Genomic DNA, 25936 nt, shown 5'->3' on the forward strand with positions numbered 1-25936 from the left:
GTAGCATGGCGAGAGTTCGTGGACGTAATCGGCGCGAGCTGAAGTCCGAAATTAACATAGTTCCGTTGCTCGACGTGTTGCTGGTGCTGTTGCTGATCTTTATGGCAACCGCGCCGATCATCACCCAGAGCGTAGAGGTTGATCTGCCGGACGCCACCGATTCCAAAGCGGTGTCCAGCAGTGATAACCCGCCGGTGATCCTTGAGGTTTCTGGCGTGGGCCAATACACCATGGTGGTGGATCACGACCGCATGGAACTGTTGCCGCCGGAGCAGGTTGCAGCTGAAGCCAAGGCGCGTTTAGCGGCTAACCCGAAAACGGTCTTTTTGATCGGTGGGGCGAAGGAAGTTCCGTACGATGAGATTATCAAGGCATTGAATATTCTCCATCAGGCGGGCGTCGCTTCCGTGGGGCTGATGACCCAGCCAATCTGACCCTGAGGTCAGTGGCAACCCGGTTCCTGTACTGCGGTGCAGGAACCCCGTATAAGCAACACCAGTTTTTGGGAATCTATTTTGGTAAAGGCAACTGAGCAAAACGATAAGCTGAACCGCGCCGTTATTGTTTCGGTCGTTCTGCACTTTGTATTGATTGCCCTGCTGATTTGGGGATCGCTGCAAGAAAACGTCGAAATGAGTGCCGGCGGTGGCGGCGACGGTTCGGTCGTCGGTGCAGTGATGGTCGATCCTGGAGCAGTGGTGGAGCAGTACAACCGCCAGCAACAGCAGAGTAACGACGCGCAGCGTGCTGAAAAGCAGCGCCAGAAAAAAGCGGAACAGCAGGCCGAAGAACTTCAGCAGAAGCAGGCGGCGGAACAACAGCGCCTGAAAGAGCTGGAGAAAGAGCGTTTGACCGCGCAGGAAAAAGCGGCCCAGGACGCGAAAGAACAGGCTGAACAGCAGAAGCAGGCCGCAGAGCAACAGAAACAGGCGGCAGAGCAACAAAAGCAGGCGGCTGAACAGCAAAAAGTGGCCGAGAACGCCGCGGCGAAAGCCAAAGAACAACAGAAAGTAGCGGAAGCTGCCGCCGCCAAGGCGAAGGCCGAAGCGGATAAGGTAGCCAAAGCACAGGCCGACGCGCAGAAGAAAGCCGAGTCCGAAGCCAAGAAAGAAGCTGCTGCAGCCGCTACCGCCAAGAAACAGGCGGAAGAAGCGAAGAAAGCCGCGGCTGCTGAAGCGGCAGAGAAAAAAGCTGCTGCCGACGCAGAGAAGAAAGCGACAGCTGAAGCCGAGAAAGCTGAGAAAAAAGCGGCGGCTGATGCCGAGAAGAAAGCGACCGCAGAGGCTGAGAAAAAAGCCGCTGCTGCTGAAAAGGCGGCTGCCAAGAAAGCCGCTGATGCCAAGAAGAAAGCGGCCGCTGCAGCTGCGGATCAGTCTTCAGAAGTTGACGATCTGTTTGGCGGCCTGGCGGACGGTAAAAACGCGCCGAAAGGTGGCGGTAAGCAGAAGGGTGACGGTAAACCGGCCGGTCAGGGCAATGCCAAGACCGTAGGTGACGGCGGTGCTGATATGAACGGTTATCAGGCACAGATTCGCACAGCGATTCAGAATAAGTTTTATGACGCCAGTTCATTCGCCGGTAAGACCTGCGACTTACGCATCAAGCTGGGGCCCGATGGCTTTTTGATTGACGTGAAAGCGGTGGGTGGCGATCCTGCTCTGTGCCAGGCGGCAGTAGCCGCAGCGAATCAGGCGAAGATTCCTAAACCGCCAAGTGACGCTGTTTATCAGCACTTTAAGAATTCGACCCTTGTATTCAAACCGTAATAACGGTTGATTAGCTAAGTCATATCGCAGGGATGTACTAAGGTAACCAACAGGGATTATGTAGTTTTGTTTGAGTTGGTTTGTTAAAATTCTGCTAATTTATCGCAGGCATTCCGCCTGGATAAGGGAGATGAGATGAAGCAGGCATTTCGAGTTGCGTTAGGTTTTTTGATTCTGTGGGCATCCGTTCTTCACGCGGAAGTTCGCATTGAAATCACCCAAGGGGTCGACTCCGCTCGCCCGATTGGCGTGGTGCCGTTTAAATGGGCGGGTCCAGGCACGCCTCCGGAAGATATTGGCAAGATTGTCGGCGCAGATCTGCGCAACAGCGGCAAATTCAACCCAATTGACGTGGCGCGCATGCCGCAGCAACCGACCACCGCGTCTGAAGTGACGCCGGCGGCCTGGACTGCATTGGGCATTGACGCGGTCGTGGTCGGTCAGGTGCAACCTGGTGCAGACGGCGGTTACCTGATCTCTTATCAACTGGTGGACACTTCAGGTTCCCCAGGTACCGTTCTGGCGCAGAACCAGTATAAAGTGACCAAACAATGGTTGCGTTATTCTGCTCACACCGCCAGTGACGAAGTGTTTCAGAAGCTGACCGGTATCAAGGGCGCATTCCGTACCCGTATCGCATACGTAGTGCAGACTAACGGCGGGAAATTCCCGTACGAACTGCGCGTAGCGGATTACGACGGCTACAACCAGTTTACGGTACACCGTTCACCAGAACCGCTGATGTCCCCGGCCTGGTCGCCGGACGGCAGCAAACTGGCATACGTGACCTTTGAAAGCGGCCGTTCTGCGCTGGTGGTACAGACCCTGGCTAACGGTGCTATCCGTCAGATCGCTTCGTTCCCGCGTCACAACGGGGCACCGGCGTTCTCACCGGACGGCAGCCGCCTGGCCTTTGTACTGTCCAAAAGCGGTAGCCTGAACCTGTACGTGATGAATCTTGGCTCTGGCCAGATCACCCAACTCACCGACGGGCGCAGCAACAATACCGAACCGACCTGGTTCCCGGATGGGCAGTCTCTGGCCTATACCTCCGATCAGGGCGGCAGACCGCAGATTTATAAAATCAGTGCCAGTGGCGGCGCGTCACAGCGTCTGACATGGGAAGGCTCTCAGAATCAGGATTCTGAAGTCAGCTCTGATGGTAAATTCCTGGTGATGGTGAGTACCAACGGTGGTGCTCAGCATATCGCCAAACAAGATCTCGGATCGGGTGCAGTTCAAGTTTTGACCAACACCTTCCTGGACGAAACGCCTAGTATTGCGCCAAATGGCACCATGGTGATCTATAGCTCCACGCAAGGTATGGGCTCCGTGCTGCAACTGGTATCGACTGATGGGCGTTTTAAAGCGCGTCTTCCGGCAACTGATGGACAGGTCAAAGCACCTGCCTGGTCGCCGTATCTGTGATGCATGTGTAAATATGTATGGCAAACTATAAAAGGATTAAAGAAATGCAACTGAACAAAGTGCTGAAAGGGCTTCTGCTGGCACTGCCAGTTCTGGCTGTAGCGGCTTGTAGTTCTAACAAAAGCGCAAACAACGACCAATCAGGTCTGGGCGCTGGCGCTGGCACTGGTACAGAAAATGGCAGCAGCAACCTGTCTTCTGAAGAACAAGCTCGTCTGCAGATGCAAGAACTGCAGAAGAACAACATTGTTTACTTCGGTCTGGACAAGTATGACGTGAGCTCTGAGTTCGCTCAGATGCTGGACGCGCACGCTGCATTCCTGCGTAACAACCCGTCTTACAAAGTGACCGTAGAAGGCCACGCGGATGAACGCGGTACGCCGGAATACAACATTGCCCTGGGTGAGCGTCGTTCTAACTCAGTGAAAATGTACCTGCAAGGTAAAGGCGTTTCAGCTGACCAAATCTCTATCGTTTCTTACGGTAAAGAAAAACCAGCAGTACTGGGCCACGACGAAGCGGCTTATGCTAAAAACCGTCGTGCAGTTCTGGTTTACTAAGAGAATCGCATGAACAGTAACTTCAGACGTCACTTGTTGAGTCTGTCGTTACTGGTTGGCGTAGCGGTCCCATGGGCCGCTACTGCCCAAGCGCCAATCAGTAATGTCGGCTCCGGCTCGGTCGAAGACCGTGTCACCTCACTTGAGCGCATCAGCAATGCTCAGGGCCAGCTTTTAAACCAACTCCAGCAACAACTCTCTGACAACCAGCGTGACATTGACTCTCTACGTGGGCAAATCCAGGAAAGCCAATATCAACTGAATCAGGTTGTTGAACGCCAAAAGCAGATCTATCAACAGATGGATAGCATCAGCCAGGGCGGCGCTCAGAGCTCCGCTGCTGCAGCGGGTGCCAAAGGTGGGGCAGCAGCGGCTGCGTCCTCCGACGGCGCTGACAGCGCCTCTGCGGGCGCTACAGCAGCAGCTCCGGCCAGTACGGGTGATGAAAACAGCGATTACAACGCCGCTGTTTCTTTGGCGCTGGAAAAAAAGCAGTATGACCAAGCGATCTCCGCTTTTCAGTCCTTCGTAAAACAGTACCCAAAATCGACTTACCAGCCTAATGCCAACTATTGGCTCGGCCAGTTGTTCTACAACAAGGGTAAGAAAGATGATGCGGCTTACTATTATGCGGTAGTGGTGAAGAATTACGCAAAATCACCTAAGGCACCGGACGCAATGTACAAGGTGGGTATCATCATGCAGGAAAAAGGGCAGGCCGATAAAGCCAAAGCCGTGTTCCAGCAGGTGATTAAACAATACCCAACCAGTGCTGCGGCCAAACAGGCGAAAAGTCGAGTCGCAGGTTAGTCAGCAAAAAAAATGAGCCCAGAAGTTAGTCGATTTGACCGATTTCTGGGCTCATTCGTGTGAAGAACAAGCAGTTGAACCTGTTGTTTATAAATTTAGGTTGCGCTGCCAAGATAAATTAGTAATATATGCCGCCGTTGCCAAGACATCTTGCAAGATGTTAAAGCAGCAAGGAAATTGGGTCGTTAGCTCAGTTGGTAGAGCAGTTGACTTTTAATCAATTGGTCGCAGGTTCGAATCCCGCACGACCCACCAATTCCTGAAATAAGAAATGAAGTGAAATCGTAAGGGTGAGAACCGTAAAGGTTCGAGTCTCGCAAAGCGAGACAACATCACGAAGTGATGGCCCGAAGGGTGAGGCGCAAGCCGAATAATCCCGCACGACCCACCAATTTCTGAAGTAGTAGCAGTAACCACACTAGTGGGTGATTAGCTCAGTTGGTAGAGCATCTCCTTTACACGGAGGGGGTCGGCGGTTCGAGCCCGTCATCACCCACCACTGCTGTGGGCCGTTAGCTCAGTTGGTAGAGCAGTTGACTTTTAATCAATTGGTCGCAGGTTCGAATCCCGCACGGCCCACCATTTCAGAATTGTTTTTCCTCAATACGGGCTTCGGTTTTGTATTGGTTGTTCAGCAGTAAACCACGTCAGTGGGCCGTTAGCTCAGTTGGTAGAGCAGTTGACTTTTAATCAATTGGTCGCAGGTTCGAATCCCGCACGGCCCACCATTATTGCAGTGAGTTTCTCTCCTGCTTACGCGGTTCAGCAGTATCCCCTCAGTGGGCCGTTAGCTCAGTTGGTAGAGCAGTTGACTTTTAATCAATTGGTCGCAGGTTCGAATCCCGCACGGCCCACCATTTTACAGAGTACCTCAGCACTTTCCCCCAAACTTGAACGTCACATAACGCACGAACCGTGTGGGTGAGATCCTGCGTTCAGGTTCGAGCATCGCGCAGCGATACGACAACGCGCAGCGTTGCCCGTAGGGTGAGGCCAAAGGCCGAATCAATCCCGCACGTTTGAGCTAACCTTTCCTTTATCCCTTTTAGTACCCAGAACTCTCCCTTTCCTTGTCCTTTATCATTTCAAATTTTTAATTAATTAAACATCTTCCGCGCAAATATAAAATATCAGCGGACTTTTCGCACAAATGCAGGTATTTTGTTTAGTATATAAAACGAAGGGGTTGCGATGGGTTATACCCGGGCAGCAGACACCCAGCCTAGCACAGAGATTGCAGCGATGAGTGAAATGTTTGATGTTAATGCGGCGGTGTACCCGTTCCCGCCCAAACCGGTACCACTGGACGATGCGCAAAAGGCGTTTTATCGCGAGAAGATTAAAATCCTGCTCAAGCAGCGCAATGCGGTGATGGTGGCCCACTACTATACCGATCCGGAAATCCAGGCACTGGCGGAAGAGACCGGTGGCTGCGTGGCGGACTCGCTGGAGATGGCGCGCTTTGGCAGCAACCATCCGGCCTCGACCCTGCTGGTGGCCGGCGTGCGCTTTATGGGGGAAACCGCCAAGATCCTCAGCCCGGAAAAGCGGGTGTTGATGCCAACATTGAACGCAGAGTGCTCACTGGATCTCGGCTGCCCGGAAGAAGAATTCAATGCCTTTTGTGACAGCCACCCGGATCGCACCGTGGTGGTCTACGCTAATACCTCGGCGGCGGTAAAAGCACGAGCGGACTGGGTGGTCACCTCCAGTATTGCCGTTGAACTGATCGAACACCTCGACAGTCTGGGTGAGAAAATCATCTGGGCACCAGATCGCCATCTGGGTAATTATGTGAAAAAGCAGACCGGTGCCGACGTATTGTGCTGGCAGGGCGCCTGTATCGTCCATGACGAGTTTAAAACCCAGGCCCTGATGCGTATGAAGGCCTTATACCCGAACGCGGCGATACTGGTGCACCCAGAGTCACCACAGGCGGTGGTCGATCTGGCCGATGCGGTAGGTTCAACCAGCCAATTGATTCAGGCGGCGAAAACCCTGCCCAATCCGCAGCTGATTGTTGCCACCGATCGCGGGATTTTTTATAAGATGCAACAGGCCTGTCCGGACAAAGAGCTGTTCGAAGCGCCAACCGCTGGAGAGGGTGCCACCTGTCGTAGCTGTGCGCACTGCCCGTGGATGGCGATGAACGGCCTGAAGGCTATCGCCGATGGGCTGGAACAGGGCGGTGTACTGCATGAGATCCACGTCGATGCTGCATTGCGCCAGAAGGCACTGATCCCGCTGAACCGGATGTTGGATTTTGCTGCCCAGCTCAAAATGCAGGTCAAAGGCAACGCTTAACCATTTAATAAGGATCATAAAATGAGTTTTTTCAGTACCAGTAATATCCTGGTGCATATCCCGCTGGGAGCGGGGGGCTACGATCTGTCATGGATTGAGGCTATCGGCACCCTGTTTGGCCTGCTGTGCATCTGGTATGCCAGCAAAGAGAAAATTATCAATTACCTGTTCGGCCTGATTAACGTCACGCTGTTTGCGGTAATTTTCTTCCAAATCCAGCTGTACGCCAGCCTGCTGCTGCAGTTGTTCTTCTTCGTCGCCAATATTTACGGCTGGTACGCCTGGAGCCGTCAGACTCAGGATAATCAGGCCGAGCTGAAAATTCGCTGGCTGTCGTTGCCGAAGGCGCTGAGTTGGGCGGCGGTGTGTGTGATCGGCATTGCTCTGATGACGTTCAACATTGACCGCGTGTTTGCCTGGTTGACGCAGGCGGCGGTGACGGTGATGCAGGGGCTGGGCCTGAGCGTGCAAATGCCGCAACTGCAGCCGGATGCCTTCCCATTCTGGGATTCGACCATGATGGTGTTGTCGATCGTGGCGATGATCCTGATGACGCGCAAGTACGTGGAAAACTGGCTGTTGTGGGTAGTGATTGACGTGATCAGCGTGGCGATATTTGCCTACCAGGGCGTTTACGCCATGGCGCTGGAATACGTGATCCTGACGCTGATTGCGTTGAACGGCTCTTGGCTGTGGATCAAAAGTGCCGGCAACAATCGCTCGCGGCCATTATCTTCCGCACCATAATAACGCCGGGGCGCCAAATAAGGCGCCCCGGTTGATTTTAGTGATGATGCCCGACATGCGAATGTGAGTGGTCACTCGGCTCGGGCGCCCGGTTAATCCCGCAGTCGGGTGTATCGCAGTGCTGATACTCCATCTGGATGGTCACGTGACCAATGCGATAGTGTTCCAGCAGATAGGCCTGAATGCGATGCAGCAGGCCATCGTGGTCGTTCGGTGGTATCACCTGCGCATGCAATGTCATCAACTTCTGTTCACCAATCTGCCAGACATGGACGTGATGAATATTGCGCACTTCCAGAATATTCAGGCACAGGTCTTTTTGCAGTTTATTGATGTCCACCTCCTGCGGCGTACCCTCCAGCAGTTCATGGAAGCTCTCTTTCAGCAGTCGCCAGGCGCTGCGTATCACCAGACAGGACACCAGTACCGACAGTATCGGGTCGATCGGCGTCCAGCCGGTGGTCAGGATCACAATGGCGGCGGCGATGGCGCCCACCGACCCCAGTAAATCCCCCAGCACATGCAATGCGGCAGCGCGAACATTGATATTCTTCTCTTCGGTACCTCGGTGCAGCAGCCAGAAGGCGAACAGGTTAGCCAGCAGCCCCGCTATGGCGATAATCAGCATTGGCGCACCCATCACCGGCTGTGGCTCGAAGAAACGCCGTATTGCCTCCCACAGGATGAATACCACGATCACCAACAGCGCCGCAGCGTTGAGGAAGGCCGCCAGGGTAGTCAGGCGCAGATAACCGAAGGTGTGACGCGCATTGGGCTTACGCTGCGAGAAGTGTACCGCCATCAGGGCTACCAGTAGGGCGGCAGCGTCGGTAAGCATATGACCGGCATCCGCCAGCAGCGCCAGCGAGCCTGAAATCAACCCGCCGGCCACTTCGGCGATCATAAAGACCGCAGTGACTAAAAAAGCGGTCAGTAGGCGTTTACTATTACTGTCTTTTGGCTGGTGTACGTGTGGAGCGTCCGACATTATTCATCCTTATCCATAGCAAAATACGTTTCGTCAGTGCTGACCAGATCGTTCAGTTCTATCAGAATCTGTGCCACTAACGCACTCAATTCATTATAGGCGGCCTGCATCAATGTTCCTTCACGGCCGTTGTCCCCCAGTTGTTGGCACAGGCTGGCCGCCGCCGGCAACTGCAGCATCAGCAGGCTGCCCTTGATACGATGGGCAGCCTGGCTCAAGGTTACCCCGTCCTGGTTCTGTGCCGCCTGCTCAAGCCGCTGCAGGTCTTGTCGCAGCGTCGTCAGCAGCGTGGTTGCCAGACGCTGGAGCATCGCTCGATCATTACCGGCCATATCGACCAGGGTTCGCTGCAGGTCAGTAAGGACTAACTGTTGCTCCATCCCCTGTGGTTGCTGCGGTAGTGCCTGAGCGATGGCCGCCAGTGAAATGGGTTTGGTTAAAAAGCGATCTATCGCCACCAACCCCGGCGGGATGCGGGTAAATTCCTGCACGTCTGCCGAGCAGAGAATAATCTGGCAGGCCGGGCGCTGCTGACGTTGCTCGTCGCGGCGTATTAGTCTCGCCAGTGTCAGGCCGTCCGGGCGTGGCATATTGTAATCGATAAACAGCAGGTCAAACGGCTGCCGACGGTGGGCCTTCAACAGCGGATAACCCTGTTCGAATAACCTCGGCTGCAGGCCGAAGTGCCGCAGTTGCCGCTCCATCAACAGCAGGTTGGTGGGGTGATCGTCGAGCAGCGCCACGCGCAGGGTGGACGGCGGCAGAATGAGTGGCATGTCGGCCTGCTGAGTCGTGGGATCGACCGCGACCTGGGTTACCGGCACGGACACTGTCACCTCGGTACCCTGGCTGGGTTGCGAGTGCAACTCAATGTGGCCGCCCATCTGTTCGATAATCTCTTTACAGATAGACAGCCCCAGCCCGGTACCCTGCACGGATACGCGCTGTGCGCCGCGTGCGCGGTAGAACGGCTGGAACAGTTTACCGATCTCATCTGCCGCGATGCCACAGCCACTGTCGGCCACCGTCAGCCACAGTTCCCCCAGTGGTGGAGCCTGCTCGCGCCAGCCGATATTTACCTGAATAGTACCGCGCGGTGTGAATTTAATTGCATTGTTTATCAGGTTGTTAGCCACCTGAAGTAAACGCTCACCATCAATGAGGACTGCGGCGGGCAGGTTGTCGGCTGCACTGACGTTTAGTGTCACCGGACGTTCGCCGATCAGCGGTTGATACAGGGCGCAGATATGGGCTATCCAGGGCTGCAGTGCTACAGACTTGGGCACCAGCGTCAGTGAACCGGTTGCCAGCCGCGCGTGATCTTGCAAATCATTAAGCAGGTTGAGCAATGACGACGCCGAGCTGTAAATCACCGGCAGTCCCTCAGGCGTCGGCTGGCGTTTGAGCTCCAGTTCCAGCAAACCGAGGATCGCGTGCATCGGCGTCCGCAGTTCATGGCTGACAGTGGCCAGAAATTTGCTCTTCATCCGATTTTCGGCTTCGGCATGCTGACGAGCCTGTTCGATCACTTCGCGCTCACGCTTTTCCCGGCGCTGCAGGATAAAGCGCCGCAGGGTCAGCCCCAGCAGCAGCAGGATCGCCGCCGCCAACAGTGCCAGCAGCCAGGTGGTTTGCGGCTGCATGCGGTTTTCATTCACTGCATCAATCAGGTTGCTGCGATCGACAATCCATTCATCACGCAACGACTGCAGCGTTTCGGACGGGATCTGCATCAGATTTTTATCGAGAATAGCCAACAACAACGGCTGATCCTGCCGTACGCCGAATGCTACCGGGTAGGCGATATTGTTGGCAGCGAACGCCAGCTTTATCGCACCGGAATAACGTGACAGGGCGACAAAATTTGCCGAGATCACGTTATCCACCAAGGCATCCAACTGGCCGTTGGCCAGGGCGTCATACATGCTCTTGCTGTCAGCAAAACGGATCAAGTCTTCGCTGGGGGGAACCAACTCCTGCGCCAAATCACCCTGCAGTACGCCGATGCGCTTACCGGCCAAATCGCTCCAGGTGGAAATGCCGTTGGCCTGCTGGCCCACATAAACCCCCCACAACGAACGGTGGATCGGCATGCTGGCGCTGTAGCGTGCCTTAACGCCGCGTGCCAACGGCAGGGCGGTCCGGAAGCTGGCCTGGCCGGATTGCACCAGTTGGTCGGCCTGCTCGGCGTTGCGCGCCCAAAGCGGCATAAAGCGCAATCCGGTGTTCTGCGCGATGATATTCAGAATGTCGATCGCGTAACCGCGCGCCTGCCCGCCGGAACCACGATAGGCGAACGGGAAATTATTCTCGATGGCGGCGTAATAAACGGTGGGATGGGTCGCCACCCAGTTTTTTTCCATCTGGGTCAGATCGGCGTTGCCGGTATCGAGATAGCTGGGGATCTTTTTACTCCAGCGGCTCTGAATGGCGTTCATAAATTCCATCGGCGTATCGGCGATGGCCAGGTTGAGGGTGTCGATCAGCGTCGGGTTGGCGGAAGCAAACACGAACGACAGGTTCCCGAGGTTGACGCTACTTTCAATCTGATAAAGCTGGCCGAGCTGTAACTGGTCAATAATAAAGCTGGCGCTGGCTTCGTCGGCAATAAAGTAGTCGCTGCTGCCGTTCAGCAAGGCGTACACCGCCTGCAGGTTATTGTCATAACGCTGCACGTGAGAGGACACCGCTTTCAGCGCGTTTCCGGCCTGCATATCGGTCAGGGTACTGATCGCCACCCGTGCGTTGGTGGAATTGAGCATCACCTGGCGGTCATTACTGCGATCCCGCAGCACGCGAAGATTACTGACGTAGTAAGGCTGAGAAATCTTCAGACTGTGCAGCGCTTCATTTTGCGGAATGCCGTACACCAGATCGATAGTCCCGTCATGCAGTGCCTGCTCAAGCTGGGCCAGATCGGCAAAGCCGTAAATCTGAAAGTGAATGCCGGTAACCTGCTGGACATAGCCGAGGTAGTCGGCGTTCAAGCCGTACAGATCGTCATCCACGATGATGTTATAGGGGCTGGTATTCTCACTGATGATGCCGACACGCAAGGTGGTATCGCGCCAGGGGTTTTTCTCACTGGCGATCAGCATATCGAGCGGGATATTCAGGTTGCTGACCAACTGATAGCGTACCGGCTGCGCCGCCTGCGCTATGTTGCCGAGGCTAAGCAGCAGGGCTAACAGCAGCAGCGCGCCACGCATCATGGCGTCAGCTCTTTAAATACCTCCACCAGCTCCAGCAGGTTGCTGGCACCGGTCTTGCGCAAGATATTCTTTTTATGGGTGCTGACGGTTTTGTTACTGATGCTCAGCATCTCGGCGATTTGCAGGTTGGAAAGCCCTTTACTGAGCAGGCCGAGAACCTGCAGTTCTTTTGGCGTCAGCAGCGAGCCTTCTGCCGGCTGGGTTTCTTCCGCCATCGCGGCGGCAGGGAAGCTCAACTCACCACCCAGCACGGTTTCAATTGCCAGCACCAGCTGTTCCAGTCGGCTGCCCTTGTGCACAAAGCCGTTGGCCCCGGCCACATAGGCCATACGGGCATAAATCTCTTCTTCCTGGGCGGTATAAATCAGGATCGGTTGTTGCGGGTAGTAACGGCGAATTTTTTTCAGCAGCTGCAGGCCATCTACCTGTGGCAGGCCGATATCGAGGATAACCAGTGCAAAGTCGGCGGCGGCCAGCTGAGCCAGTGCTTGTATGTCATCCTGCACCGCCTGCAGGTGGTAGGGGCGGGAAGATTTGATTAGCGCCGCTTCCAGTGCGACATGAACCACCGGGTGGTCATCAACTAATAACAATGAGGGCATGGCTTGGCTCGAGTTACGGATCCTGGCCGTTAGCATAACCAAAAAGGAGCCACTGCGCTCTCCCGATGAAACAGCACAATCTACTGTTAATTTGGGCGTTCATTCTGCAGGCGGCAAAGGTGATTTACAGCGTTACCCTCACAGGCTAAATTGGAGGGATCTACGCTCTGCGAAATACCGCCTCTCGATACCGAATGGAAAAGTGATGAATTACCTAAATGACGATTTACGCATTAAAGAAATTAAGGAACTCCTGCCACCGGTGGCCCTGTTAGAAAAGTTTCCGGCCACTGAACGTGCAGCAGAGACGGTGTCACAGGCACGCAATGCTATTCATCAGATCCTTCGCGGCAGTGACGATCGCCTGCTGGTGGTGATCGGTCCTTGCTCGATCCACGACACCAAAGCCGCCAAAGAGTACGCCGGCCGTCTGCTGGCGCTGCGCCAGGAGCTGAGCGGCGAGCTGGAAGTGGTGATGCGGGTTTATTTTGAAAAACCGCGTACTACCGTGGGCTGGAAAGGCCTGATTAACGATCCGCAGATGGATAACAGCTTCCAGATCAACGACGGTCTGCGTCTGGCACGTAAGCTGTTGCTGGATATCAACGATTCCGGCCTGCCGGCTGCCGGCGAATTCCTCGACATGATCACCCCGCAGTATCTGGCAGATCTGATGAGCTGGGGCGCGATCGGCGCACGCACCACGGAATCTCAGGTGCACCGCGAACTGTCTTCCGGCCTGTCTTGCCCGGTCGGTTTCAAGAACGGCACTGACGGCACCATCAAGGTGGCGATTGACGCCATCAACGCCGCCAGCGCGCCGCACTGTTTCCTGTCGGTGACCAAATGGGGGCATTCAGCGATCGTTAACACCAGCGGTAACGGCGACTGTCACATTATTCTGCGTGGCGGCAAAGAGCCGAACTACAGCGCAGCACATGTGAAAGAAGTCAAAGAAGGCCTGGTCAAAGCGGGTCTGCCTGCACAGGTGATGATCGATTTCAGCCACGCCAACAGCAGCAAGCAGTTCAAGAAGCAGCTGGAAGTGAACGCCGATGTCTGCCAACAGATTGCCGGCGGTGATAAGGCGATTATGGGCGTGATGATCGAAAGCCATCTGGAGGAAGGCAACCAGAATCTGGAAAGCGGCGAACCGCTGGTTTACGGCAAGAGCGTCACCGACGCCTGCATTGGTTGGGCAGACACCGAAACCGTGCTGCGGGAACTGGCAGTAGCAGTGAAAGCGCGCCGCGCCTGATATCCCCGTCGTCTTTCAAGCCGCAGCGTTGTTACCTGCACTCGCTCACCCCAGTTACTTACTCAAGTAAGCGCCTGGGGATGAGCGAGTTGGTCGCCTAGCTGCAACTTGAAAGCCATAGGGTATAAAATGGGTCAGCGCCATAAAAAAAAGCCCCCGGCCAAAACCGGGGGCTTTTTAGATCAACGGGCGAAAATTACTTCGCTTTACCCTGGTTTGCTACGGCGGCCGCTTTAGCAGCGATCTCGTCGGCATTGCCCAGATAGTAACGTTTGATAGGTTTGAAGTTCTCGTCAAACTCATACACCAACGGCACGCCAGTTGGGATGTTCAGTTCGAGGATCTCATCTTCGCTCAGGTTATCCAGGTATTTCACCAGCGCACGCAGGGAGTTGCCGTGTGCAGCAACGATAACGCGCTCGCCGCTTTTGATACGTGGCAGGATTTCTTCGTCCCAGTAAGGGATCACGCGATCGATGGTCAGCGCCAGGCTTTCGGTCAGCGGCAGCTCTTGCTCGGTCAGCGCGGAGTAACGCGGGTCGTGGCCCGGGTAACGCTCGTCATCTTTGGTCAGCTCTGGTGGAGTGACGGCAAAGCCGCGACGCCATTGCTTAACCTGCTCATCACCGTATTTTTCTGCGGTTTCAGCTTTGTTCAGACCCTGCAACGCGCCGTAATGACGTTCGTTCAGCTTCCAGGATTTTTCAGTCGGCAGCCAGGCCTGATCCAGTTCGTCCAGAATGTTCCACAGGGTGTGGATAGCGCGCTTGAGTACGGAAGTGTAAGCAAAGTCAAAAGCGAAACCTTCGTTTTTCAACAGTTCGCCTGCAGCTTTCGCTTCGGTGCGGCCTTTATCGGACAAATCAACATCATACCAACCGGTGAAGCGGTTTTCGTTGTTCCACTGGCTTTCGCCGTGACGCACCAGAACCAGCTTAGTTACAGCCATAGCTTAACTCCTTAATAATCTGACATTTCAATGATAACGAAAATCATTATATTGCCGCGGCCGGTGGCTCGGCAATCGATAGTGTTTAACCATAGCCAATTTCTTGCCGCAAAGTAAGTGCTGAACTGAGGAAAAGCTGAATCGATCAGGCGGGCGCAGGCAGGGAGTGCGGCACGGTGAAAGGGGATCCAGCCGTGCCGCCGAATGAGGATAATCAGGCTGATTTTTTCAGGCAATTGCTCATAAAGGTTTTACGTGCGTCGCCCGTCAGGCTTTTGGTCTTGGCGTCGGCGTTACAGGTTTTCATTTTTTGCTGCTGCGGGGTCAGGGTTTTCGTCGCGGTGGTCCCTTCGGATTTCAGGCAGGTGCTCATAAAGGTGGAGCGATCCGCGCCCTTCAGCGTTTTGCTGGAGGCCTGTTGATTACAATCGGTCATGCGTTTCTGCTGTGCAGCCTGCGCCGGTGACGGTGTTTTTGCTGCAGTTTCGGCAGCCATCAGGTTGGTGCTCAGCAGTAAACCCGCCAGTAATGGAAGTGCAGTAATCAGACGCATAGGTGTTCCTTCAGCTATTGACCGGCCGGGGTGGCCGAAAATTGTGACTTTGCACAAGGTGTTGTGCTTATCACCGTAGCCTGATTCTAGTGCCCGCTTTGGAATAAGGAAAGGCAGCGGCCTGCGGGGCAGAGGGGTAAAAAGGTAAGCATTTATAACAAACGGCCCCCTGCCGCATGGCAAGGGGCGTGGCGGGTCAGATAGGATAAAACTGATAATGCGTGGCACTGAGATAGTGCTGCCCCGGCTGCAACCAACAGTTGGGCTGCGGCCATTCCGGGTGGTTAGGGCTGTCGGGCAAAAACTCGCTTTCCAGCGCCACCCCGGCGTAATTGGCATAGTTGCCGCCGTCACGCGCCGGAGTGCCGCCCAGATAATTGCCGCTGTAGAGCTGCAACGCCGGTGCGCTGGTGAATACGCTCATTTGCACCTGACCATCGGCCGACCACAGGTGGGCCGCCGGGCAATCCAGTGCGCCGCAGGTGCGGTGCAGCAGAAAGGCATGATCGTAACCTTTTACCCGTTGTTGGCAGCGATCGCTCAAAAAATCCTGCAACAGGGTTTTCGGGCGACGAAAGTCCATGCCGCTGCCTTCCACTGGGGTAAGATCCGCACTGGGGATCCCCTCGCTGTCGACCGGCAGATAGCGGTCGGCAAACAGTTGCAGCCGCTGGAGTCGGGCATCGGTGCCCGCACCGTCCAGATTGAAGTAGGCATGGTTGGTCAAATTGACCGGACAGGCACTGTCGGTCTGCGCCTGATAACTGATTTCCAGACGATTATCGGCGGTGAGCCGATAGTTGACCTGCACGTCGAGGTTACCGGGAAACCCCTGGTCGCCGTCTGGTGAATGCAGCGCGTAGCTCACCTGCTGTTCGTCCTGCTGAATAATCTGCCAGCGACGGGTGTTGAAGCCTTCCGGCCCGCCGTGCAACTGATGCTCCCCCTGATTAGCTACCAGTGGATGCGGTTTGCCATCCATCAACAGGCTGGCGTGAGCAATACGGTTGGCATAGCGGCCAACGGTAGCACCCAGATAGGCCGCCTGCTGCAAGTAGTCCGCCGGTGTTTGGCAGCCCAGCAGTAGCTCACGGGTTTTTCCTGATTTCAGCGGCAGCACGGCGGAAAGCCAGGTCGCGCCCCAATCCATCAGCGTTACCGTCATTCCACCGGCGTTTTTAAGCTGGGTTAACTGATAGGGCTGCCCGTCCGGGGCCAGCGCCGGGCTGTCGTTCAGCATATCCCGGCCCCCTCTGAAGCTTTACAGACGTAGAAGGTTTCTTTCAACCCGTTGGTCTGTAATGGGTATTCGCGTGCAACGGCTTCGCGAACCGGCTCCACCAGCGCCAGCGGCATCAGGGCAACAATACAGCCGCCGAAGCCACCGCCGGTCATGCGTACACCGCCGCGATCGCCGATAACGGTTTTGACAATGTCTACCAGTCGGTCAATCGGTGGCACGGTAATTTCAAAATCATCGCGCATTGAGGCGTGTGACTCTGCCATCAATTTACCCATCAGTTTCATATCACCGGCGGCCAGCGCATCGGCAGCGGCCAGGGTTCGATCGTTTTCACTGATCACATGACGCGCTCGTTTGGCGACGATCGGATCCAATTCATGCTGGATCGGGAAAAACAGATCCGGGCTGACGTCGCGTAGCGCCTTGACGCCGAAGAAGCGCGCGGCCTCTTCACACTGCTTGCGGCGGGTGTTGTATTCGCTGTCCACCAACCCGCGTTTCACGTTGGAATTGATGATCACCACGGCAATATCTTCCGGCACCGACACCGCCCGGGTCTCCAGTGAGCGACAATCGATCAGCAAGGCATGGTCGCGTTCACCGAGGGCGGAAATCAGTTGATCCATGATCCCGCAGTTGCAGCCGACGAACTGGTTCTCTGCTTCCTGGCCGTTCAACGCCAGTGATACGCCATCCAGCGGCAGGGCATACAGCGCCTGCATGGCCTGACCCACAGCAACCTCCAGTGAGGCGGAAGAACTGAGGCCGGCACCCTGCGGCACGTTGCCGGAAATCACCAGATCCGCGCCGCCAAAATCGGCGTTACGCTGCTGCAGATGTTTGATCACGCCGCGTACATAATCGGACCAACGTTGGTTCGGGTGGCTGACGATCGGGCTGTCGAGCGAGAATTGATCCTGTTGCTCTTGGTAATCGGCGGCGATCACCCGGATCTGACGATCGTCGCGTTTGGCGCAGGCGATCACCGTCTGGTAGTCAATGGCGCATGGCAGCACAAAACCGTCGTTATAGTCGGTGTGTTCGCCAATCAAATTCACCCGGCCCGGGGCCTGAATAGTCAGTGCGGGCGCGTAGCCAAAACGTTCGGTAAAAAGGGTGTGGGTAAGGTTTTTCAAACTCATTTTTTGGCTCCGGCTTCACGGTAATGAACATCGCTAACGGCACGCAGACGTTCTGCGGCCTGTTCTGCAGTCAGGTCACGCTGGGTTTCCGCCAGCAACTCATAACCCACCATAAATTTACGCACCGTGGCGGAACGCAGCAGTGGTGGATAGAAATGGGCATGCAACTGCCAGTGGCGGTTATCCGTCTCATTGAACGGCGCGCCGTGCCAACCCATGGAGTAGGGGAAGGAACATTGGAACAGGTTGTCGTAACGGCTGGTGAGCTTTTTCAGCGCCAGGGCCAAATCGCTGCTCTGTGCGGTGCCAAGATCGGTAATGCGTTGCACCGCAGTTTTCGGCAGCAACAGTGTTTCAAACGGCCAGGCGGCCCAGTATGGCACTACCGCCAGCCAGTGCTCGGTTTCAACGACGGTGCGACTGCCGTCGGCCAGTTCGCGCTGCACGTAGTCCAGCAGCATCGAGGATGAGTGCTGCTGGAAATATTCGCGCTGCAGGCGATCCTCATGCTCAACTTCGTTCGGCAGAAAACTGTTGGCCCAAACCTGTCCGTGCGGATGCGGGTTGGAGCAGCCCATCGCCGCGCCTTTATTTTCAAATACCTGAACCCACGGATAGCTGCGTCCCAGATCGGCAGTCTGTTCCTGCCAGGCGGCAATCACGCTTTCCAGTGCCGGCAACGTTAGCTCCGGCAGGGTTTTGCTGTGATCGGGGGAGAAGCAAATCACCCGGCTGGTACCGCGCGCACTCTGGCAGCGCATTAATGGATCCTGGCTTTCTGGCGCCAGCGGGGTGTCCGTCATCAGCGCGGCAAAGTCATTGGTGAACACAAAGGTATTCTGATAGTCCGGGTTTTTATCACCGGTGACGCGGGTATTCCCCGGGCAGAGGAAGCAGTCCGGATCATGCTGCGGCAGCGTTTCAGGCTGTGCGGATTCCTGCTGGCCTTGCCACGGTCGTTTGGCGCGGTGTGGTGATACCAATACCCATTGGCCGGTTAGCGGGTTAAAGCGGCGATGGGGATGATCGATGGGATTAAAATCCGTCATGACGGTTCCTTTTTCTGAGGCGATACGGCTGTGTAATCGCTTTCACTTGCCGCCAACCTGCCTTTGACTCATATAAATGGATAACTATGGCCAAAAATATAGCATGCCCTCCAGAGTAAAAAGGTGATCCAGAGCGAAGAATGGAATCGTTTACACAACATGACACCAGCAGGAGAACCGTCAATACAGCAGGAGCAGAAAGGGAGGGAAGTAACTCTCAGGGGGAAGTGATAGCGCTTTCACTAACAAGCCGGCAGATAATTATCTGCCGGCTCAGAAGATCAGGGGTGTTGGTACAGCGGGTAGGTAAACAGCAGCAGATGGGTCAGATTAAGCCCGAAATGGAACAGGATGGGCACCCAAAGACGGCCGCTCCACATCCACGCCAGACCGTAAATCACCCCGGCTAGCGTGGCGAAAGCCACCATCAGCATACCGCCGGCCAGGTGCGCAGCACCAAAGATCAGCGCGGCGATAATCAATGCCGGCCAGGCGCCCAGCCATTGGCTGAGACGTTGCTGCAGATAACCCCGGAACAAGGCTTCTTCGGCCATACAGACAAAGAACAGGTTGGCCATGATAAACGCCAGGATCCAGACTGGCGCATGCAGTTCTATCTTCAGGCCGCCGAGTGCCACCGCCAGTAACAGCAAGGCCGGGACGCTGATAATCAGCGCGATCCAACCGAATTTATTAGTACTTTTACCGGTTTGTGCCGCAAACAACGTAGGTAAACAGGCAAACAGCAGGAAGGGCACCAGCGCCTTATCGAAGTTGTAATACATGGTAAACGGCGCACTTAATGGGCCGGCTTTATCACCGTCAATCATCAGTTGGTTATGGAAGCCTGGCACCCAATGCAGGAATAGCGCCACACAGCTTGCGACCACCAGCACTTCGAGTGGAACCGCCAGGTTGCGCCGCGTACGAAAATGGTGCCGCAGCCCCGCGAGGGCGGCAATAGCCAATAAACACGCCAGGCTGAGCGGAGTCAGTACTCCGTGGTACATCCCCATTCCTGCCGATGCAGCCAAAATCAACCAGGCAATAAGCCGGTTAAATGGCAAAAAGAATAACGCCGTAGCCAGTACGCCCCACATAACTCTGTCCCTTTAAAATATGTACACGGCGCTCAGTGCCTTTACGGCGTGTGATCATGGCGGAATTGAGCGCTAATTCGGATAGTAACACAGTGAAGTTACAGCAAAGGTCGGGGCAGTGGCGTAAATGGTGCCATTAACCTTTCATCCAGGCCGATGAACGAGTGATTTCCGCCAGATTCTGCAGAATATCCAGACTCTGCTGGTGCATCTCCAGGGTTGGTGCGGCGCACAGATCCTGTAATACCGTGACCTGGAAACCGGCGTCGTGCGCCTGTCTGGCAGTGCTCTCAATCGCCAGCGGGGTGCTGACGCCACCCAGCAACAAATGGTGGCAACGATGCTGCTGCAGCCAGGCTAACAAATTGTTACCGGCAAAAGCACAAACCCCGTTTTTTTCGAACTGAAAATCCGCCGGTAAGACCTGCAAATCCTTATCCCATTGGCAGCCGGGGCTGCTTAAACGCAGCGCGCCAATCTGTTTCAGGTGGTTGAACAGTGGAGAGTGGGCGGGAATATCGTGGTAGTCGTCGGCAAAACCTACGCGTACCCAAATCACCGGGATTTTGCGTACCCGGGCGTAAGCCGCAGCGGCATTGGTGTTGGCAATCAGATTTTGCGCTATCACCTGTTCACGGCAATGGTTTGCACGCCCTTTGGGGCCAATCAAATCGTCAATAAGATCGATAATAATCAGTGCGGCGGACATAGTGTCTCCAGAAACGAATCCTTTACCCCTTATGATAAAAGGCCAAATGTGATGTGTTACCGAGGAAGTGTTGCCGGATATGTCATCGGATGAGTGGCGGGACCACCCATCCGCGGGATTAGCGACGTTTTTAGACCAGCGTATCGAGCTGATAACGGTAGTCGTCGCCGTCAGGGACAAAGCTTAAACGGTGGGTAATACTCTGCGGGGCGTCTTCCGCATGGTGTGAGACAAACAACAACTGGGTTGCACCCTGGCCGATCAACACGTCGACAAAGCGGCGTACCAGTTGGCGATTGAGCGGATCCAGCCCTTGCAGCGGTTCGTCGAGGATCAGCAGTGCCGGGTGCTTGACCAGTGCGCGGGCAATCAATGCCAGCCGTTGCTGGCCCCAGGACAGGCTGTGGAACGGTGCCTCGCTGTTTGAGCCACCCAGCCCCAGCAGTGCCAGCCATTGGTCGGCCAATTGCCGCTGGCGATCGGATACCGCCTGATAAATGCCGATCGAGTCGAAGAAGCCGGAAAGGATGACCGTGCGTACGCTGGCGCTGACACGGTAGTCCAGGTGCAGGCTGCTGCTGACGTAGCCGATATGGCGTTTGATATCCCAAATGGTTTCCCCGCTGCCACGGCGGCGGCCGAACAGGGTGAGATCGTTACTGTAGCCCTGAGGATGATCGCCGGTGATCAGGCTGAGCAGGGTGGATTTACCGGCGCCGTTCGGGCCGACAATTTGCCAGTGCTCACCGGGATTAACCTGCCAGTCGAGATGATTGAGGATCGGTCGATCGTTATAACTGACCACCCCATCGCGCAGGATAATCAGTGGTTGGTCTGCCGGCAGCGTGGTTTTTTGCGCCGGATCTTCGGTTTCCGGCAATGACAGGCCATCCAGATTTTCACTGTGCGCCAGTTGTGCCACCAGCGCATCCGCCATCACTTGCTGCCGCGTTCCCTGGCTAGCCAGCGTGCAGTCTGCCAACACGCCGACCTGACGGATAAAGTCCGGTACCTCGTCAAAACGGTTGAGAACCAGCACCAGCGTATAGCCATGTCCAGAGAGGTTGCTCAGCAGTGCAGCCAATTGCGCGCGCGAATTGACGTCCAGTCCATCAAAAGGCTCATCGAGGATCAGCAAGTCGGGTTGCGGCATCAGCGCCCGGCACAGCAGGGTTTTACGTGTTTCGCCGGTAGAAAGGTATTTGAAACGGCGTGACAGCAGCGGGGTAATACCGAATTGCTCTGCCAGTTGCGCACAGCGGGCGGGGTCCCTGACTTCTTCCTGAATAATTTCGGCTACCGTGCGACCGGTGTCTTCTTCGCCGGGGCTGAGCAGGTCGGTATTGTTGCGTTGCCATTCGTCGCTGACCAGTTTTTGCAACTGTTCGAAAGAGATACGCACTGCATGGCTGAAATCGCTGCGACGCTCGCCGCTCAACAGCACCAGTTCATCGGCCAGTGCCCGTGCCAGTGCAGATTTGCCGCTGCCGTTAGCGCCGACAAAAGCCCAACTGTCGCCGGCCTGAATATCCAGCGCATCCAGCGTCAGGGTACGGGTATCGCTTAAGCGAAACGAACCTTGCGAAATGTGCAACGACGACATCACCTGTTCCTTTTTATGCAATTATTTTGTTTAGAAATAGGCGCATTGCGGGGGGATGTCAATCGGCAAAAATGCAACGTAACGTTGCGTTTAACACAACGTGGCGACAATCACCCGGTCGGCATTAAACATGGCGTACACCGCGCTGCCGGGGCGCAGTTTAAGCTGTTGCAACTCCGGATTGGTCACGGTGGCGCACAGGGTTTCACCCCCGGTCAGCGTAATCAGTACTTCGCTGTGATCGGCACCTGGCTGGATGCTGGCCACCACACCGGCCAGCGAGTTATCTGCCGCTCCGGCCAAAGACGGGTCGGTATTCAGCTTCACCCAGGGCGCTTTAATCAATGCCAGCACTTCCTTACCGGGCGAGAGCTGCAGCCGATCGGCACTCTGTTGGGTCAAAGCAGCACTGAGGCGGGTTTTGCCGTCGTTAAGTAAAATATCCAGGTGTTGCTGCACCTGCTGGTGATCGCGTTCGATCACGGTGCCGAAGAACTGGTTACGGGCACTGGTTTGCAGTGAAAAGCGGGAGATGGCCGCCAGCAGGCTGTCGAGCGGCAGGTTGTCCTGTTGCAACACGTCGAAGGCTTTTTGCTGGATTTGCCCCAGCAGATCGTAAAGCTGGATCAGCCGCTCACCGTAGTGGGTCACCTGAGCACCGCCACCGCCTTTGCCACCGGTGGCGCGTTCCACCACCGTTTGCTCCGCCAACTGGTTCATTTCGTTAATTGCATCCCAGGCGCTTTTATAGCTGATGCCTGCCAGTTTGGCCCCCTGGCTGATGGAGCCGGTGTGCCGGACCTGTTTAAGCAGCGCGATGCGGCGTGGATCGGCGAACAGTTTTTGCTGGAGTTTTAAAGTAAGAAGAATTTCGGCCTGCATAACGCGTCCTGTCGGCTGCAAAAACCTTATTGTCGCTGATTTGTGGGCAAAGCGCCAAATGGCACGTTTGGCCGGTTACAAATTTCACCCAGTCTCTAAAATAACCACGTTTTAGCGAGTGTTTTGGTTTAAAGTAAAGATTACGTGGCGGTGTTCATTACCGCTCAATGGGCAGTTAAGTGAGGCTACCATGTTGGAATTATTGGAAAGTTTGCTGTTCGCCGTAGTGATGGTGCCAATCGTCATGGCCATCATTCTCGGTTTGATCTACGGTTTGGGGGAAGTGTTCAACGTCTTCTCCAAAGTGGGTCATTCTAAAGAGAACCGCACCTAGTACCACCCCTTCTCTATACCCGCCGGTGTCGTTCGGCGGGTGTTTCTCAAGTTATCTCCCACTGTGCCGATAAACCGCATGACAAGCTTCTGCGTGACGTTATATTATTTTTTATATAACGAAGAATGATAATGCACGTTAACTTGCGGAGAAAACAATGAAACAGCAATGGACCAAGTGGGTCGGCGGTATTGTATTGGCGTCCGGTATGATCATGCAGGCTTCTGCGGCGGAGAAAGTCACCGTTTTTGCGGCGGCGTCGCTGACTAACGCGTTGCAGGACATCGCGACCCAGTATCAGAAAGGCAAGGATGTTCAGGTGGTTTCTTCTTTCGCCTCCTCTTCTACGCTGGCACGCCAGATTGAGCAGGGTGCTCCGGCCGATCTGTTTATCTCCGCCGATCAACAGTGGATGGATTATGCCATCGACAAACAGCAGATAGTTAAAGACACCCGCTATACCTTGCTGGGTAACGAGCTGGTGCTGATCGCGGCCAAAGATGCCAAACCGGCTAAAATCACGCTCGATAAGCAGACCGACTGGGCGAAATTGCTGAATGGCGGCCGTCTGTCAGTGGGCGATCCGGACCACGTGCCGGCCGGTATTTATGCCAAGGAAGCGCTGCAAAACCTGGGTGCCTGGACTGCACTGGAGCCAAAATTGGCGCGGGCCAACAACGTACGCAGCGCGATGGCGCTGGTGGAACGTGGTGAAGCTCCGCTGGGCATTGTTTATGGCTCGGACGCGGTAGCCAGTGATAAAGTCAGCGTGGTGGCGATCTTCCCGGAAGACAGTCACAAACCGGTTGAATACCCGATGGCCATTGTGAAAGGTCATCAAACACCGGCCGTCAGCGCGTTCTACAGCTACCTGAAGAGCCCGGAAGCGGCTGCCATTTTCAAACAGTATGGATTCTCCCCGCGTAAATGATTTTGAGTGAGTACGAGTGGCAGGCGGTTGAGCTGAGCCTGAAAGTGTCCGCCCTGGCGGTGGTGTGCAGCTTACCCTTTGGCATTCTGATGGCCTGGGTGTTGGTGCGCTGCCGCTTCCCCGGCAAGTCGCTGCTGGACAGCATTATTCACCTGCCGCTGGTACTGCCGCCGGTGGTGGTCGGCTATATATTGCTGATCGCCATGGGGCGGCGCGGCGTGATCGGCGAATGGCTGTATGACTGGTTCGGTTTCAGCTTCAGTTTTAGCTGGCGCGGCGCGGCATTGGCTTCCGCAGTGGTGGCGTTCCCGCTGATGGTTCGTGCCATCCAGTTGGCGCTGGAGGCGGTAGATACCCGCCTGGAGCAGGCTGCCCGTACCCTGGGGGCCAACCCGTGGCGGGTGTTTTTCACCATCACGCTACCGCTGTCGTTACCCGGTGTGATTGTCGGTGTGGTGCTGGCCTTTGCCCGTTCGCTGGGCGAGTTCGGTGCCACCATTACCTTTGTTTCCAATATTCCCGGCGAGACGCGCACCATCCCGCTGGCGATGTATACCCTGATTGAAACGCCGGGGGCAGAAGCCGCCGCAGCGCGCCTGTGCGTGATTGCCATTGTGCTGTCTCTGGTTTCACTGATGGTTTCCGAGTGGCTGGCCCGCTGGGGCCGTAAACGGATGGGCGTGTAAATGCTGGAGCTGGATTTTAGCCAACGCCTTGGCGATCTTAACCTTAAGGTGTGCGCCGATCTGCCCGCTCAGGGCATCACCGCTATATTTGGTCTGTCTGGGGCCGGTAAAACCTCATTAATCAACGCTATCGGCGGCCTGACGCCTTTGCAACAGGGCCGAATTGTCCTCAACGGCCGTACGCTGGTGGATACCGATCGCGGCCTGTGCTTGCCGCCGGAAAAACGTCGTATTGGTTATGTGTTTCAGGATGCGCGCCTGTTCCCGCATTATCGGGTGCGAGGCAACCTGCAGTACGGCATGGCGGCTGGCATGCGAGCCCAATTCGACAATATTGTTGAACTGCTGGGTATCGGCCCGTTGCTTAATCGCCTGCCGTTGACGCTGTCTGGCGGTGAGAAACAGCGGGTGGCGATTGGCCGTGCCTTGTTGACCGCGCCGGAACTGTTGTTGATGGACGAACCTCTGGCGTCGCTGGACTTGCCGCGCAAGCGCGAGCTGTTGCCTTACCTGGAGCGGCTGGCACAGGACGTCAACACGCCGATCCTCTACGTTAGCCACAGCATGGATGAAATCCTGCGCCTGGCGGAGCAGGTCATGGTGCTGGATAACGGCCAGGTACGGGCATTTGGTGGGCTGGAAGAAGTGTGGGCCAGCAGCGCGCTGCGGCCCTGGTTGCAGCGTGAGGATCAGAGCAGCGTGTTACGTGTCAGCGTGATTGAACACCATACGCGCTATGCGATGACGGCGCTGGCGTTGGGTGACCAACGGCTGTGGGTCAGCGGTGTCGATGCCCCACTGGGCGCCCAACTGCGTATCCGCATCAATGCCGCCGATGTCTCGCTGATATTACAACCGCCGGTTAACAGCAGTATCCGTAACATTTTGCCGGCCAAGGTGAGCGAGTGTCTGGAGGTTGACGGGCAGGTAGAGGTGAAGCTGGCGGTGGGGGAAAGCATACTCTGGGCGCGTATTACGCCGTGGGCGCGTGACGAACTGGCGATCCGACCGGGGCAGTGGTTGTATGCGCAGGTCAAAAGCGTGTCGATCAGCCGCGAGGCGCGTTGAATAGCGCCCTCC

At 55.7% G+C, this 25936-nt stretch carries 24 protein-coding genes, 5 tRNA genes and 2 other RNA genes; 19 read left to right on the top strand and 12 right to left on the bottom strand.

What is annotated here, in order from left to right; translation table 11 throughout:
• Positions 1 to 5: 5 nt before the first annotated feature.
• The 14 genes from tolR (at position 6) to pnuC (ending at position 7615) form a co-directional block, all read left to right on the top strand.
• Complete coding sequence (gene tolR / locus NHG65_RS06290) at positions 6 to 434, top strand: colicin uptake protein TolR (RefSeq protein ID WP_085115629.1); 429 nt, start codon at positions 6 to 8, stop codon at positions 432 to 434.
• A gap of 81 nt (positions 435 to 515) precedes the next feature.
• On the top strand, positions 516 to 1766 hold the full coding sequence (gene tolA, locus NHG65_RS06295; protein WP_413477205.1) for a cell envelope integrity protein TolA: 1251 nt from the start codon (positions 516 to 518) through the stop codon (positions 1764 to 1766).
• A gap of 135 nt (positions 1767 to 1901) precedes the next feature.
• On the top strand, positions 1902 to 3194 hold the full coding sequence (gene tolB, locus NHG65_RS06300; RefSeq protein ID WP_099065144.1) for a Tol-Pal system beta propeller repeat protein TolB: 1293 nt from the start codon (positions 1902 to 1904) through the stop codon (positions 3192 to 3194).
• Positions 3195 to 3238: 44 nt separating this feature from the next.
• Positions 3239 to 3754, top strand: a complete 516-nt coding sequence (gene pal / locus NHG65_RS06305) for a peptidoglycan-associated lipoprotein Pal (protein ID WP_085115631.1) — start codon at positions 3239 to 3241, stop codon at positions 3752 to 3754.
• A 9-nt stretch (positions 3755 to 3763) separates the two neighbouring features.
• Positions 3764 to 4564 (top strand): cell division protein CpoB, encoded by an 801-nt coding sequence (gene cpoB, locus NHG65_RS06310; RefSeq protein WP_499183053.1) that lies wholly within the window; start codon positions 3764 to 3766, stop codon positions 4562 to 4564.
• A 179-nt stretch (positions 4565 to 4743) separates the two neighbouring features.
• A tRNA-Lys gene (locus NHG65_RS06315) sits at positions 4744 to 4819 on the top strand.
• Positions 4820 to 4834: 15 nt separating this feature from the next.
• Positions 4835 to 4955, top strand: a non-coding RNA gene (locus tag NHG65_RS06320) — RtT sRNA.
• Positions 4956 to 4987: 32 nt separating this feature from the next.
• Positions 4988 to 5063: transfer RNA gene (locus tag NHG65_RS06325), tRNA-Val, on the top strand.
• A 7-nt stretch (positions 5064 to 5070) separates the two neighbouring features.
• Positions 5071 to 5146, top strand: a tRNA-Lys gene (locus NHG65_RS06330).
• Between the two features lie 70 nt (positions 5147 to 5216).
• Positions 5217 to 5292 (top strand) — tRNA-Lys (locus NHG65_RS06335).
• 53 nt (positions 5293 to 5345) lie between these two features.
• Positions 5346 to 5421: transfer RNA gene (locus NHG65_RS06340), tRNA-Lys, on the top strand.
• 44 nt (positions 5422 to 5465) lie between these two features.
• Positions 5466 to 5590: non-coding RNA, RtT sRNA (locus tag NHG65_RS06345), on the top strand.
• A gap of 216 nt (positions 5591 to 5806) precedes the next feature.
• A complete protein-coding gene (gene nadA, locus NHG65_RS06350) occupies positions 5807 to 6868 on the top strand; it encodes a quinolinate synthase NadA (RefSeq protein WP_099065146.1) in 1062 nt (353 codons plus the stop codon).
• Positions 6869 to 6889: 21 nt separating this feature from the next.
• Positions 6890 to 7615: a nicotinamide riboside transporter PnuC gene (gene pnuC / locus NHG65_RS06355; RefSeq protein ID WP_085115634.1), complete on the top strand. Its 726-nt coding sequence runs from the start codon at positions 6890 to 6892 to the stop codon at positions 7613 to 7615.
• Between the two features lie 37 nt (positions 7616 to 7652).
• Here pnuC and zitB read toward each other — a convergent pair whose 3' ends face one another.
• Genes zitB through NHG65_RS06370 form a run of 3 tightly spaced genes read right to left on the bottom strand, consistent with a single transcriptional unit; the run spans position 7653 to position 12417 of the window.
• Positions 7653 to 8603: a CDF family zinc transporter ZitB gene (gene zitB / locus NHG65_RS06360; RefSeq protein ID WP_499183054.1), complete on the bottom strand. Its 951-nt coding sequence runs from the start codon at positions 8601 to 8603 to the stop codon at positions 7653 to 7655.
• Positions 8603 to 11815 carry an ATP-binding protein gene (locus NHG65_RS06365; protein ID WP_499183055.1) on the bottom strand — a complete coding sequence of 1071 codons (3213 nt, stop codon included), beginning with the start codon at positions 11813 to 11815 and terminating at the stop codon, positions 8603 to 8605. The genes zitB and NHG65_RS06365 overlap by 1 nt, the downstream gene beginning before the upstream one ends.
• The gene (locus NHG65_RS06370) at positions 11812 to 12417 is read right to left on the bottom strand and encodes a response regulator (RefSeq protein WP_499183056.1); all 606 of its coding nucleotides are present in this window, start codon (positions 12415 to 12417) and stop codon (positions 11812 to 11814) included. Before NHG65_RS06370 ends, NHG65_RS06365 begins: the two co-directional genes overlap by 4 nt.
• 205 nt (positions 12418 to 12622) lie before the next feature.
• On the opposite strand from NHG65_RS06370, the gene aroG reads away from it, so the two are divergent.
• A complete protein-coding gene (aroG, locus tag NHG65_RS06375) occupies positions 12623 to 13675 on the top strand; it encodes a 3-deoxy-7-phosphoheptulonate synthase AroG (RefSeq protein WP_207976045.1) in 1053 nt (350 codons plus the stop codon).
• Positions 13676 to 13871: 196 nt separating this feature from the next.
• Here aroG and gpmA read toward each other — a convergent pair whose 3' ends face one another.
• The 9 genes from gpmA to modE form a co-directional block, all read right to left on the bottom strand.
• Positions 13872 to 14624, bottom strand: coding sequence for a 2,3-diphosphoglycerate-dependent phosphoglycerate mutase (gene gpmA / locus NHG65_RS06380; protein WP_085115640.1), 753 nt, complete (start codon positions 14622 to 14624; stop codon positions 13872 to 13874).
• 214 nt (positions 14625 to 14838) lie between these two features.
• Positions 14839 to 15177, bottom strand: coding sequence for a PsiF family protein (locus NHG65_RS06385; RefSeq protein WP_085115641.1), 339 nt, complete (start codon positions 15175 to 15177; stop codon positions 14839 to 14841).
• 196 nt (positions 15178 to 15373) lie between these two features.
• Positions 15374 to 16417 (bottom strand): galactose-1-epimerase, encoded by a 1044-nt coding sequence (gene galM, locus NHG65_RS06390; protein WP_283602739.1) that lies wholly within the window; start codon positions 16415 to 16417, stop codon positions 15374 to 15376.
• Positions 16411 to 17562 (bottom strand): galactokinase, encoded by a 1152-nt coding sequence (galK, locus tag NHG65_RS06395; protein ID WP_499183057.1) that lies wholly within the window; start codon positions 17560 to 17562, stop codon positions 16411 to 16413. The genes galM and galK overlap by 7 nt, the downstream gene beginning before the upstream one ends.
• A complete protein-coding gene (gene galT, locus NHG65_RS06400; protein ID WP_207976042.1) occupies positions 17559 to 18611 on the bottom strand; it encodes a galactose-1-phosphate uridylyltransferase in 1053 nt (350 codons plus the stop codon). The genes galK and galT overlap by 4 nt, the downstream gene beginning before the upstream one ends.
• Before the next feature lie 281 nt (positions 18612 to 18892).
• The gene (locus NHG65_RS06405) at positions 18893 to 19711 is read right to left on the bottom strand and encodes a CPBP family intramembrane glutamic endopeptidase (protein ID WP_207976040.1); all 819 of its coding nucleotides are present in this window, start codon (positions 19709 to 19711) and stop codon (positions 18893 to 18895) included.
• A 136-nt stretch (positions 19712 to 19847) separates the two neighbouring features.
• Positions 19848 to 20420, bottom strand: a complete 573-nt coding sequence (locus NHG65_RS06410; RefSeq protein WP_207976037.1) for a cysteine hydrolase family protein — start codon at positions 20418 to 20420, stop codon at positions 19848 to 19850.
• Between the two features lie 130 nt (positions 20421 to 20550).
• Positions 20551 to 22023, bottom strand: coding sequence for a molybdate ABC transporter ATP-binding protein ModF (gene modF / locus NHG65_RS06415; protein WP_207976035.1), 1473 nt, complete (start codon positions 22021 to 22023; stop codon positions 20551 to 20553).
• A 90-nt stretch (positions 22024 to 22113) separates the two neighbouring features.
• Complete coding sequence (gene modE, locus NHG65_RS06420; protein WP_099065154.1) at positions 22114 to 22905, bottom strand: molybdenum-dependent transcriptional regulator; 792 nt, start codon at positions 22903 to 22905, stop codon at positions 22114 to 22116.
• Positions 22906 to 23095: 190 nt separating this feature from the next.
• On the opposite strand from modE, the gene NHG65_RS06425 reads away from it, so the two are divergent.
• The 4 genes from NHG65_RS06425 to modC all read left to right on the top strand — a co-directional run bounded on the left by NHG65_RS06425 (position 23096) and on the right by modC (position 25924).
• Positions 23096 to 23239 carry an AcrZ family multidrug efflux pump-associated protein gene (locus tag NHG65_RS06425; protein ID WP_085115649.1) on the top strand — a complete coding sequence of 48 codons (144 nt, stop codon included), beginning with the start codon at positions 23096 to 23098 and terminating at the stop codon, positions 23237 to 23239.
• Between the two features lie 157 nt (positions 23240 to 23396).
• Positions 23397 to 24170 carry a molybdate ABC transporter substrate-binding protein gene (gene modA, locus NHG65_RS06430; RefSeq protein WP_207976033.1) on the top strand — a complete coding sequence of 258 codons (774 nt, stop codon included), beginning with the start codon at positions 23397 to 23399 and terminating at the stop codon, positions 24168 to 24170.
• Complete coding sequence (gene modB / locus NHG65_RS06435; RefSeq protein WP_499183058.1) at positions 24167 to 24856, top strand: molybdate ABC transporter permease subunit; 690 nt, start codon at positions 24167 to 24169, stop codon at positions 24854 to 24856. Before modA ends, modB begins: the two co-directional genes overlap by 4 nt.
• Positions 24857 to 25924 (top strand): molybdenum ABC transporter ATP-binding protein ModC, encoded by a 1068-nt coding sequence (gene modC / locus NHG65_RS06440; RefSeq protein WP_499183059.1) that lies wholly within the window; start codon positions 24857 to 24859, stop codon positions 25922 to 25924.
• Positions 25925 to 25936: the final 12 nt, after the last annotated feature.

Source organism: Serratia myotis (assembly GCF_027474885.1).
Classification (GTDB): Bacteria; Pseudomonadota; Gammaproteobacteria; order Enterobacterales; family Enterobacteriaceae; genus Serratia; species Serratia proteamaculans.